This is a genomic window from Marinomonas rhizomae (genome assembly GCF_003315485.1).
Taxonomy (GTDB): Bacteria; Pseudomonadota; Gammaproteobacteria; order Pseudomonadales; family Marinomonadaceae; genus Marinomonas; species Marinomonas rhizomae.
Genome location: NZ_QNSE01000004.1, coordinates 334,781 through 346,539, shown reverse-complemented (window position 1 = coordinate 346,539; position 11,759 = coordinate 334,781). Strand labels below are relative to the sequence as shown.

The window sequence follows — 11,759 nt, the reverse complement described above, 5'->3', positions numbered from 1 at the left end:
GTACCACTGCTTAGTAAGTGGTGGGTGTGGAGAGGTTCGAACTCCCGACATTCGCCTTGTAAGGGCGACGCTCTCCCAACTGAGCTACACACCCAATTATTGTATAACGCTTACTCTCTTACTTGAGAGGTTCAAGTAAGTGGTGCCGCCACCAAGAGTCGAACTCGGGACCCTCTGATTACAAGTCAGATGCTCTACCAACTGAGCTATAGCGGCTTAACGCTAAACAAATTTTAATTTACAAACAAAAAAGTAAGTAAATGGTGCCGCCACCAAGAGTCGAACTCGGGACCCTCTGATTACAAGTCAGATGCTCTACCAACTGAGCTATAGCGGCATTACATGACGCAGTTCACTTTTAAATAACTTCCTAAGAAGTTGGTGCCGCCACCAAGAGTCGAACTCGGGACCCTCTGATTACAAGTCAGATGCTCTACCAACTGAGCTATAGCGGCTTAAATAAAAGCAAAATCTTTTTTATCCCTTATCTTTATTAAATAAAGATAAAAAACTTTGACCAAATTATGGTGCCGCCACCAAGAGTCGAACTCGGGACCCTCTGATTACAAGTCAGATGCTCTACCAACTGAGCTATAGCGGCATTTCTCAAATTTTGGTCGGGACGGCAGGATTTGAACCTGCGACCACTAGCACCCCATGCTAGTGCGCTACCAGGCTGCGCTACGCCCCGAAACTAACAGCAGAAGAGTTAAACTCTGTCCGTGTCAGCGGGTGCGTATATTACTATAACAAACTAAAAAGGGAAGACTTTTATAAACTTTTTTTCAATTTAATCATGTAACTAGAATTTTAAGAGTTGCTAGCTTAAACATTGATCTAAATAAAATTCTGCTTTTCACATTAGCCCCACATCGCAAAGGCCTACCTACATAAGGCTCAACACTTGATAAATAGGCATAGCAAACGGCCAGATACTAAAAAGCCACCCCAAAGGATGGCTTTTTAGAAACACGGAAAACTATTCTTGCATATAGTCTTCTACTTTCGACTTAAGCTTTTGCCCAGGCCGGAAAGTAACAACAGTTCGCGCAGTAATCGGGATTTCTTCTCCCGTTTTAGGGTTTCGACCAGGGCGCTGACTCTTCTCGCGCACTTCAAAGTTACCAAAGCCCGACAACTTAACTTGCTGCCTGTCTATTAGTGAGCTTCGCACTACATCAAAAAAACCCTCCACAAGATCTTTAGCGTCTTTTTTACTTAGGCCAACTGAATCCACTAAATTTTCAGCAAGGTCCGCTTTTGTCAACGATCCCATAAATCTACCCCCTTACAACGGCTCCCAACTGTTCAGACAAGGCCATAACAGTTCGCTCAACTGAGCTGTTCACTTCTTCATCACTAAGAGTGTGTGAAGGATGCTGCCACGTCAAGCCCAAAGCGACACTTTTTTTCGTATCATCAATACCTTGACCCTGATAAACATCAAAAACCAATACACTTTTGAATGCGTCACCCGCTACCTCAGAAATCACTCTCTCCAACTCACTAACAGGCACAGAACGATCAACGAGTAAGGCTAGATCACGACGGACTTCAGGAAAACGAGAAACAGCCTCATATTCAGGTAGTTTTGCATTCAATACTGCATTTAGAGCAACATCAAATATATAGATGGGCTGATTTGCACCCAAATCTTTAGATAATTGAGGGTGCAACTCTCCCATCAAACCAACAAACTCACCATCTAAAAAGATGTCAGCTGAGCGACCCGGGTGCAAAAATTCGCAATTAGAACGCTCATAAGTTGGCTTACCACCATCATTTAATGCAAACAACGCCTCTATATGCGCCTTCAGGTCGTAGAAATCAACCTTCTCACTGCCGTGATACCAAGCTTCAGCATGGCGAGCACCTGCAATTAGGCCCGCAACTTGCTGCTGCTGATCCAACTCAGCCAAAGCTTCAACAGAACCAATAAAACGACGACCCGTTTCAAACAAACGAACACGCGGTTGTTGACGATTCTGATTGTAAAGATACGCTTTAACCAACCCCGGCACCAAACTTGGACGCATTACACCCATATCTGCTGAAATAGGATTCGCCAATGGCACAGGCTCGATATTAGGTAGAAATTGCTTACTCAAAACAGGATCAATAAAGCTATAAGTTACTGCTTCTTGATAGCCCTGCGACACCAAGATAGAGCGCATCACCTGGATCTGAGTTTTTGTTTCAGATAATGGCGTAAAGTTCACTGCCGCCTGAGGCATTGAAGACGGAAGATTGTCATAACCGTAAATACGAGCAACCTCTTCGATCAAATCCGCTTCTATTGCGATATCAAAACGATGTGATGGCACTCTTGTCGTCCAAACCTCATCCGTCACTTCAATCATCTCTAGACCAAGACGAGTTAAAATATCCGTCACTAAGTCTTTATCGATAGACATCGCCAAATACTGATCAAGCTTTTTACGGCGCAAAGTCACTAATGCCACCTCAGGCAGAGAAGCTTCATTTACCACACTCGTAACTGGACCTACTTGGCCACCTGCTATTTCTACAACTAATGCCGTCGCTCGCTCAAGCGCTCGCTCCTGCAAAGTTGCATCTACACCACGCTCAAAACGATGAGAAGAATCGGTATGCAAACCATAAGAACGAGCTTTACCCGCCAAAGACAAAGGCGCAAAGAAGGCACTTTCAAGGAAAATATCTTTTGTCCCTTCATTAACACCAGACCCTTCGCCCCCCATTACACCAGCAATCGCCAGCGGCGTTTTTTCATCAGCGATGACCAAAGTATCATCACGAAGCGCCACTTCCTGCCCATCAAGCAAGACAATTTTTTCATCCTTATTGGCCATCCGCACAACAATCGAACCAGACAAGTTGGCCAAGTCAAATGCATGCATAGGCTGACCCAATTCAAGCATCACATAATTGGTGATATCTACAATTGGATCAATGGAACGAATGCCACTGCGACGTAACTTTTCAACCATCCATAGAGGAGTCTGAGCCTTTACATCAACACCACGAACAACACGCCCCAAATAACGAGGACAAGCATCCTCTGCATCAATTCGAACAGGGAAAGTGTCATTGCTAGCAACGTCAACCGGAGCAATAGCAACAGGCGTCACGTCAACTTTATTCAAAACTCCAACTTCGCGAGCCAAACCAGCAACACTTAAACAGTCACTTCGGTTAGGCGTTAGATCCACGTCAATGATCTGATCATCAAGATTTAAGAAAGCACGGAAGTCTTCACCCGCTTTGGCAGCGGCAGGCAACTCCATAATACCGTCATGATCATCACTTAAACCCAACTCAGAAGCAGAGCACAACATACCAAAAGACTCTACTTGACGAAGTTTGGCTTTTTTAATTTTAAAATCCGCACCTAGAACAGCGCCGATTTTGGCAAAAGGAATTTTAATACCTGGGCGCGCATTGGGCGCGCCACAAACCACCTGAAAGGTCTCTATACCATCAGACACCTGACACACTTGCAATTTATCTGCGTTTGGATGAGGCTCAGCTCCGATAATCTCACCCACTACCACACCTGAAAACTCAGAGGCAACCGGTAAAACTTCATCTACCTCAAGGCCAGCCAACGTAATCTGAGCAACCAAATCATCGCTACTGATGTCTGGATTGACCCACTCTCTTAGCCAATTCTCACTAATTTTCATAAAAACATCCTAGATCGACTGGTTACTTGAATTGTTTAAGGAAGCGCAAATCGTTTTCGAAAAACATACGAAGGTCATCTACTTTGTAGCGAAGCATAGCAAAACGCTCAACGCCCATACCAAAAGCAAACCCCGTGTATTTCTCAGAATCAATTCCTGACATCTCAAGCACTTTCGGGTGCACCATGCCGCAACCTAACACTTCCAGCCAAGACTCTTCGCCTTTGCTATTGGTTCGCATGATATCCACTTCTATTGAAGGCTCAGTAAATGGAAAGTAACTTGGACGGAAGCGAACTTTCAAATCATCTTCAAAAAAGACGTTCAAGAATTGCTGTAGAATACCTTTCAGATCGGCAAAAGAGATATTCTCGTCAATTAACAAACCCTCCACTTGATGAAACATAGGCGTATGAGTCTGATCAGAGTCGCAACGATAAACTCGACCAGGACAAATAATCCGAATCGGCGGTTGGGTCGTTTCCATTGTCCGTACCTGAACAGGAGATGTATGCGTTCTAAGTACGGTTGACGGATTAAAATAGAAGGTATCCTGCATTGCTCGTGCAGGATGATGCGCTGGAATATTTAGCGCTTCAAAATTATGGTAATCATCTTCAATTTCCGGGCCTGCAGCCACATCGAAGCCGATACCACGAAAAAAAGTTTCAATACGTTCCATAGTACGAGTCACTGGGTGAAGACCACCCACCTCTTGACCCTTACCTGACAAGGAAATATCAATCGTCTCAGTTGCAAGCTTGGCATCTAATGCTGCTTTAGCAAGTGACGCTTTACGTTCAGTAATTTTTTCCTGAACTTGACCTTTTGCCTCATTGACCAATTGACCAAACTTTGGTCTATCCTCTGCAGAAACATTACCAAGCTGTTTCAGCAAAGCAGTTAGAGCGCCCTTCTTACCCAAATAATGTACACGTACATCATCCAGTGCGGACTCACTCTCAGACGTAGCCACTGCGCTTAACGCATCAGCAAGAATCTGCTTTAGGTTCTCCATTTACACACTCCAAAAAATAAAATAGGGGAAGAACCAATGGCCCTTCCCCTATCAAAGACTGCATTGAGTAATTCGCTCTATTAAGATTATATCCATCAAGATCGAATCACCCTAAGGCTACGTCAGAAATTAAGCCAAGCTTGCTTTCGCTTTTTCAACGATAGCAGCAAAAACTTCTTTCTCGTACACAGCTAGGTCAGCCAAAACCTTACGGTCAATTTCAATGGCAGCTTTCTTCAAGCCTGCAATGAAACGGCTGTAAGATAGACCATTGATACGTGCAGCAGCGTTGATACGAGCAATCCACAATGCGCGGAATTGACGTTTACGCTGACGACGGTCACGGTACTGATACTGACCAGCTTTGATAACAGCTTGTTTTGCTACACGAAATACACGACTACGTGCACCGTAGTAACCTTTAGCTTGCTTTAAAATCTTTTTGTGACGGCGACGAGCCTGAACACCACGTTTTACGCGAGGCATAATATAAACCTTATACTAATAAATTAATGAACTAAAAAAATCTAGACTTAGATGTATGGCAACATGCGTACAATTAACGCTTTGTCGCTTTGCGCAATCTGGTTCATAGAACGAAGATGACGCTTACGCTTAGTCGATTTCTTAGTCAAAATGTGACTAGTATGAGACTGCTTATGCTTAAAACCATTCGCGGTACGTTTGAAGCGCTTAGATGCGCCACTGTGTGACTTAATTTTGGACATGATAAAACCACTCTCGCATTCGTTAATGTTAGTGTAATTTCTTAATAATTTAGCCTTTAAGAGCCGAAGCCCTTAAAGCCAACTTATTTAAAATCACTTCTTCTTTTTGGGGCCTAGCACCATCGTCAATTGACGACCTTCCATTTTCGCGGCTTGCTCTACTGCACCATATTCCTCTAAGTCTGCTGCGACTCGATTCATAAGTTGCATGCCAAGCTCCTGATGGGCCATTTCACGACCACGGTATCGCAGTGACACCTTGGCCTTATCCCCGCCTTCAAGGAAACGTATCAGGTTGCGGAGTTTTACCTGATAATCCCCTTCCTCCGTCCCTGGACGGAATTTCATTTCTTTTACTTGGATCTGCTTCGCATTTTTCTTTTGAGCAGCTTTCGCTTTTTTCGCTTCAAAAATATGCTTACCGTAGTCCATGATTTTGCAAACAATCGGATCTGAATCAGCAATTTGCACTAAGTCTAAAGTAGCTTCTTGAGCTGCTTTTAGTGCCTCTTCTAGAGAGACAACGCCAACTTGTTCACCATCAGCAGCGATTAAACGCACTTCGGTAGCTCGAATGTTTTCGTTGATTAGAGGACGCTGCTTACTAGCGGCACGCCCACGATTCATATTACCTTTTATAGTACTATCTCCATTTCTTGTTTACGGCTACGGCGAGCAACTTCTTTTTGAAGCAATACTTCAAAATCAGAAATACTCATCACTCCAAGGTCATCGCCGGTGCGAGTACGAACAGCAACTTGCTGTTGCTCAACTTCTTTATCACCAACGACGATCATGTACGGCACTCGTTGTAGAGTATGCTCGCGGATTTTAAACCCGATCTTCTCGTTTCTCAAGTCAAGTTTTGCTCTAAAGCCATTTGAATTCAATCTTTTTTCCAAATCAGAGCAATAGTCTGCTTGGCGATCTGTAATGTTCATGATAACAACTTGTTCAGGTGCAAGCCAGACCGGAAAGGCACCTTCTGTATCTTCAATCAAAATACCGATAAAACGCTCAAGCGATCCAACGATCGCACGATGCAACATAACCGGCGTTTGACGAGAGCCATCTTCCGATACGTACTGCGCCCCTAAACGTGTAGGCATCGAGAAATCAACCTGAATTGTACCACACTGCCACACTCGGCCAATGGCATCTTTCAGTGAAAACTCTATTTTAGGCCCATAAAAGGCACCCTCACCTGGTAACTCTTCCCAATCCAGCCCTGCAGAATCCAGCGCATCAGACAAGGCTTTTTCAGCTTTATCCCATACCTCATCTGAACCCACTCGCTGCTCAGGACGAGTCGACAAGCGATATACGATATTATCAAAACCGAAATCAGCATAAACCTCATGCAACAAATCAATAAACTCAGACACTTCCGACTGAATTTGCCCCTCTGTCACAAAGATATGTCCATCGTCTTGAACAAAGTTACGTACACGCATAATGCCATGCAATGCACCTGATGGCTCATTGCGGTGGCACGAACCAAACTCAGCCATACGAAACGGCAGATCACGATAACTTTTAAGACCTTGATTATAAACCTGAATATGACACGGGCAGTTCATCGGCTTAACAGCATAATCACGATTTTCAGAATGCGTAGTAAACATATTCTCGTGATATTTACCCCAATGCCCCGATTTCTCCCAAAGCACACGATCAACAATCTGAGGCGTTTTCACCTCTTGATAATTGTTATCTATCTGTTTCTGACGCATGTACTGCTCAACAGCCTGATACAATCTCCAACCTTTAGGATGCCAGAAAACCATACCTGGCGCTTCTTCTTGCACATGAAAAAGATCCAGTTTCTTACCTAACTTACGATGATCACGCTTTTCAGCCTCTTCGATACGAGTAAGGTAAGCTTTCAATTCTTTTTTATCATTCCAAGCCGTACCATAAATACGCTGCAGCATTTCATTATTCGAATCGCCACGCCAATATGCACCGGCCAACTTCATCAATTTAAAATGGCGTAACACACGAGTATTAGGCACATGAGGACCACGACACATATCCATATATTCTTCGTGATGGTACAAACCAACTTCTTTTGTTGACTCGTCCATCTCGTCAATCAAAGCAACCTTATAGGTTTCACCTCGATCGACAAATTGCTGACGAGCATCAGCTATCGGTGTCATTTTCTTAACAACATCGTAATCTGTCTTAACCAGTTCAGCGATGCGTTTCTCAATGGCCGTCAAATCTTCAGGCGTAAAAGGACGCTCGTAAGCAATATCGTAGTAAAAGCCTTCATCGATAACAGGACCGATTGCCATTTCAGCCGTCGGATACAACTGTTTAACCGCATGTCCAACAAGGTGAGCAAAAGAGTGTCGAATAATTTCCACACCTTCAGGGTCTTTACCCGTAATAATGCTCAATTTGGCGTCATCAGAAATAAGTTCGCACGCATCAACAAGTTGACCATCTATGCGACCCGCCACTGTTGCTTTTGCTAAACCAGGACCAATATCCTCGGCGACTTGCATAACAGTTACTGGGGTTGAGAAAGAACGTTGGCTGCCATCAGGCAAAGTAATTACAGGCATTTTATTCCCCTATCGGAGTCAGTGGTGCTCCATACCAAAGAGCACATGTAAATTTCAGCGCATAAATTATCATTTTTCGATTATTCATGCGAATCTAATTTAAACAACCCTTTTTCCTGCATGTAACGGCCATCGACAAAAATCAAGCCCTTTTTCTATCATTAAGCCATGGACATTCTCTGTATGCAGAGTAAAATTAGCATCCGTTTCACACAGACTTTACTTATTAAAAGGCAATATGGATCTCAATAATCTTGACGACTACTGCATTGAGACGACTCAAGCAGAACCAGACCTATTAATTGAGTTGGTTGAAAAAACCTACTCTGATATGGGCTACCCAAATAAGTTATCAGGAAAAACCATCGGCCGTACGCTAAAGCTTCTGGCAAAAATCGCACGACCAAAGCGTGCCTTAGAAATTGGTATGTTTACTGGGTATTCAGCCTTGTCTATCGCAGAAGGCATGCCTACAGATAGTGAGCTTATTTGCTGTGAAACCAACCCAAGAGCAATTGAATTTGCTCAGTCTTTTTTTGATCGTAGTGAGCATGGCAAGAAGATAAAAGCAATTTTTGGCCCCGCCCTTGATACGATCGACTCCCTTGAAGGGGAATTCGACTTTGTCTTTATTGATGCAGATAAACGCAACTACCTAAATTACTACGAAGCGGTAGTACCGCTGGTCAGATCAGGCGGCCTTATCATTATCGATAACTCCCTATGGCAAGGAAGAGTCTTAGACCCGAAAGAAAACAGCGATATTGCTGTCAACCAAGTCAACCGTCTTATCGCGCAAGACAAACGAGTTGAAAATGTTCATTTGAACGTTCGTGACGGTCTTAATATCGTCGTAAAACACTAACCCTATTTCTTATAACCCCCATTCACCTTTGGGTCACCTCAGGTGAATGGGGTTTATGTGCTATTAAAAAGATATTACGTAAGAGGCAGCGATTTTGGTCGTTTTTAAAATCACAAACAATATTTCCGGCAAACACTACATTGGAACATCTTTCAATAGTGGCTTTCAGCGCTTTGAACAATATGTAGAAGCAACCAGTGAAGGCTTGGACTTTCCGTTATACAACGACATTAGGGAGAATGGCGTTGATGCTTTCACAGTTGAAGAGCTATTCGAAACAAGCGACAAAGAAGAGCTTTATGAACTAGAAACGGACTACATCTCTATTTATAACGGCGAAAGCTTACGCGGCTATAAAATTGCCCAAACTGCCGAAAAAGCGACAAACCTAAACCTCGGCAAAAAAGCACTTTTTGATGCAAATGGCGTTTCTACAGCAGAACAACCCAAGAAAACAAGAAAAGTAGCTGCAAAAAAGACTGTTGAGTTACCCAAAAAAACAACTGAGCCAGCACCTACAGCCAAATCATTCTTTGGTGAATTAATTGGCGAAGATCGAGTAAGCGCCCCACTCACAACAACTGCAGAAAAGAAGAAAGCCCCTGCCCGCACCAAGAGCAAGGCAAGCATTCAAAAAATGCTAAGTGAAGCGGAAAAAGCCTCAAAAAAAGAACGTGAAGAAAAACTAAAGTCACAACAGCAAGCAGAAGCAGAAGAAATGGCCCTAATCATGGCTAAAATTGATGTTACATCAAAGTCTGCAACGTCTGCATTCCGCCGCCGTAAAAACTAACACTAAAATCAGACACAAAAAAAGCTCAGTTACTAACCCAACTGAGCTTTTTTATTAACTAAATACTATTCAATAAAGCAAAATCAAACCCAAAAACTAAGACCCTGCCTTCTTAAGCGTTTCTGAAATCATAAACGCCAACTCTAGAGACTGATCTGCATTTAAACGCGGATCACAATGCGTATGGTATCGATCAGCCAAATCCGCCTCGGTAACTTCAAAGGAACCACCAACACACTCAGTGACATTTTGACCCGTCATCTCAAAGTGAACACCACCTGCATAACTACCCTCTGCATTATGAACCTGAAAAAACTGCTGCACTTCTTTCAGAACATCATCAACACGTCGGGTTTTATAGCCTGTCGAAGCCTTGACAGTATTACCATGCATCGGATCACTACTCCAAACCACCTGCTTACCTTCACGCTGAATTGCTTGAATAAGCTTAGGCATACCCTCTTCAACTTTATCGGCTCCCATGCGCACAATGATATTCAAGCGACCCGCTTCATTATTCGGATTCAATACATCACACAATCTCAACAAGTCTTCAGGATCCATCGAAGGGCCGGCTTTTACACCAATAGGATTTTGCACACCACGTAAAAACTCAACGTGAGCACCATCTAATTGACGAGTCCGATCACCGATCCATAACATATGTGCAGAGCAATCATACCATTCACCAGTCAAACTATCTTTGCGAGTCAAAGCTTGCTCATAAGGTAGCAATAACGCCTCATGGGACGTATAAAAATCTGTCTCTTTTAACTGAGCCAAACCCGGACCAATGCCACACGCTTCCATAAACTGCAAAGCATCATCAATTTTATCAGCCACACCCTGGAATCGCCCACCTGCTGGGCTAGCGTTCAAAAAATCCAAATTCCACTGATGCACCTGATGCAAATCAGCAAAGCCACCTTGAGCAAAAGCCCGAAGTAAATTCATTGTTGAAGCACTTTGATTATAAACCTGAACCAAACGCTCAGGATCTGGAACCCTTGCCTGCTCAGTAAAATCAATACCATTAATAATATCACCACGATAACTGGGCAGCTCAACACCCTCAATTACCTCAATCCCTGCCGATCTCGGCTTAGCAAATTGACCTGCCATACGCCCTACTTTTACGACAGGACATTTGCCTGCGTAAGTCAGCACAACCGCCATCTGCAACATAACCTTGAAAGTATCGCGGATATTATTAGCATGGAACTCAGCAAAACTTTCAGCACAATCACCGCCTTGCAGCAAAAATGATTGCCGATTGGCAACTTGCGCCAATGCCTTTTTAAGCTGACGGGCCTCACCAGCAAAAACAAGAGGAGGCATTTTCTCCAATGTATTTTCAACTTGCGCCAAATGCCCTGCATCAGGGTAAACAGGCTGCTGCAGCGCCGTTTTCTCTCTCCAACTTGTTAAGTTCCACTGTGACATAATTTTCTACAACCTTTTCTCTTTCATTATTTTTTAACTAGATTAACGAGCAACAACCCAAAGTATTTCTGCATCTTTAACGGATAAGGAAACAACCGCATGCCCCATTGTTGCATCATAATACACACTATCACCTTCTTTTAATTCAATTGGCTCATAGAGCTCAGAGAAAAAATTAATTTTGCCCTGCAAGACTAACAAAAACTCCTCCCCGTCATGCCTCACCCACTCTTTAAACTCTGTGAAAGATCTGGCTCTCACCGTTGTTTTAAAAGGAACCATTTTTTTTCGGCTAATAGAGTAATTTAGCAACTCATGCTCATAAGTAGCAGTTGGATGTGGCTCCCCCTTTCCTTTACGAGTGATATCTCTACGACCAGCAATAGAGTGCTCACTAGCCTCAACAAAAAGCTGCGGCAGATCCATTTCCAAACCACTTATTAACTTTTGGACAATAGTAAAGCTCGGCGAAACTTGGTCATTTTCGATTTTCGATAATGTTGACCTAGCAATCCCCGTTCTTTTGCCAACCTCTTCAAGCGTCCAGCCTTTTGCCAAACGGATTTCTTTCACGCGCTTACCAAGCTCTAGCGGCTCGACAAACCGATCAGGCTCTGACGCGGTTGCAGTTTCTAATGATGGACGACTAACCATAATTTACCAATACTACTTTT

General features: G+C 43.4%; 11 protein-coding genes and 6 tRNA genes. 2 read left to right on the top strand and 15 right to left on the bottom strand.

What is annotated here, in order from left to right; all coding sequences use genetic code 11:
* Positions 1–18: 18 nt before the first annotated feature.
* The 13 genes from DFP80_RS06800 to thrS form a co-directional block, all read right to left on the bottom strand.
* Positions 19–94 (bottom strand) — tRNA-Val (locus tag DFP80_RS06800).
* Positions 95–140: 46 nt separating this feature from the next.
* Positions 141–216: transfer RNA gene (locus DFP80_RS06795), tRNA-Thr, on the bottom strand.
* A 45-nt stretch (positions 217–261) separates the two neighbouring features.
* Positions 262–337, bottom strand: a tRNA-Thr gene (locus DFP80_RS06790).
* A gap of 42 nt (positions 338–379) precedes the next feature.
* A tRNA-Thr gene (locus DFP80_RS06785) sits at positions 380–455 on the bottom strand.
* Positions 456–525: 70 nt separating this feature from the next.
* Positions 526–601, bottom strand: a tRNA-Thr gene (locus DFP80_RS06780).
* 13 nt (positions 602–614) lie between these two features.
* A tRNA-Pro gene (locus DFP80_RS06775) sits at positions 615–691 on the bottom strand.
* Between the two features lie 288 nt (positions 692–979).
* Positions 980–1,276 (bottom strand): integration host factor subunit alpha, encoded by a 297-nt coding sequence (locus DFP80_RS06770; protein WP_113916040.1) that lies wholly within the window; start codon positions 1,274–1,276, stop codon positions 980–982.
* A gap of 4 nt (positions 1,277–1,280) precedes the next feature.
* Entirely contained in the window at positions 1,281–3,665 is a 2,385-nt protein-coding gene (gene pheT / locus DFP80_RS06765) for a phenylalanine--tRNA ligase subunit beta (protein WP_113916039.1), read from the bottom strand.
* Positions 3,666–3,687: 22 nt separating this feature from the next.
* Entirely contained in the window at positions 3,688–4,683 is a 996-nt protein-coding gene (gene pheS / locus DFP80_RS06760; RefSeq protein WP_113916038.1) for a phenylalanine--tRNA ligase subunit alpha, read from the bottom strand.
* Between the two features lie 129 nt (positions 4,684–4,812).
* Complete coding sequence (gene rplT, locus DFP80_RS06755) at positions 4,813–5,169, bottom strand: 50S ribosomal protein L20 (RefSeq protein WP_024023333.1); 357 nt, start codon at positions 5,167–5,169, stop codon at positions 4,813–4,815.
* Positions 5,170–5,216: 47 nt separating this feature from the next.
* Positions 5,217–5,411 carry a 50S ribosomal protein L35 gene (gene rpmI / locus DFP80_RS06750; protein ID WP_067343164.1) on the bottom strand — a complete coding sequence of 65 codons (195 nt, stop codon included), beginning with the start codon at positions 5,409–5,411 and terminating at the stop codon, positions 5,217–5,219.
* Positions 5,412–5,504: 93 nt separating this feature from the next.
* Complete coding sequence (gene infC, locus DFP80_RS06745; RefSeq protein WP_113916037.1) at positions 5,505–6,038, bottom strand: translation initiation factor IF-3; 534 nt, start codon at positions 6,036–6,038, stop codon at positions 5,505–5,507.
* 8 nt (positions 6,039–6,046) lie between these two features.
* Complete coding sequence (gene thrS / locus DFP80_RS06740; protein ID WP_113916036.1) at positions 6,047–7,984, bottom strand: threonine--tRNA ligase; 1,938 nt, start codon at positions 7,982–7,984, stop codon at positions 6,047–6,049.
* A 238-nt stretch (positions 7,985–8,222) separates the two neighbouring features.
* On the opposite strand from thrS, the gene DFP80_RS06735 reads away from it, so the two are divergent.
* Both DFP80_RS06735 and DFP80_RS06730 read left to right on the top strand, forming a co-directional pair.
* Positions 8,223–8,849 carry an O-methyltransferase gene (locus DFP80_RS06735; protein ID WP_113916035.1) on the top strand — a complete coding sequence of 209 codons (627 nt, stop codon included), beginning with the start codon at positions 8,223–8,225 and terminating at the stop codon, positions 8,847–8,849.
* 94 nt (positions 8,850–8,943) lie between these two features.
* Positions 8,944–9,642, top strand: coding sequence for a GIY-YIG nuclease family protein (locus tag DFP80_RS06730; RefSeq protein ID WP_113916034.1), 699 nt, complete (start codon positions 8,944–8,946; stop codon positions 9,640–9,642).
* Positions 9,643–9,738: 96 nt separating this feature from the next.
* On the opposite strand, the gene DFP80_RS06725 is transcribed toward DFP80_RS06730, so the two are convergent.
* On the bottom strand, positions 9,739–11,085 hold the full coding sequence (locus DFP80_RS06725; protein WP_113916033.1) for a class II 3-deoxy-7-phosphoheptulonate synthase: 1,347 nt from the start codon (positions 11,083–11,085) through the stop codon (positions 9,739–9,741).
* A gap of 42 nt (positions 11,086–11,127) precedes the next feature.
* Positions 11,128–11,739 (bottom strand): helix-turn-helix domain-containing protein, encoded by a 612-nt coding sequence (locus tag DFP80_RS06720; protein WP_113916032.1) that lies wholly within the window; start codon positions 11,737–11,739, stop codon positions 11,128–11,130.
* Positions 11,740–11,759 lie beyond the last annotated feature (20 nt).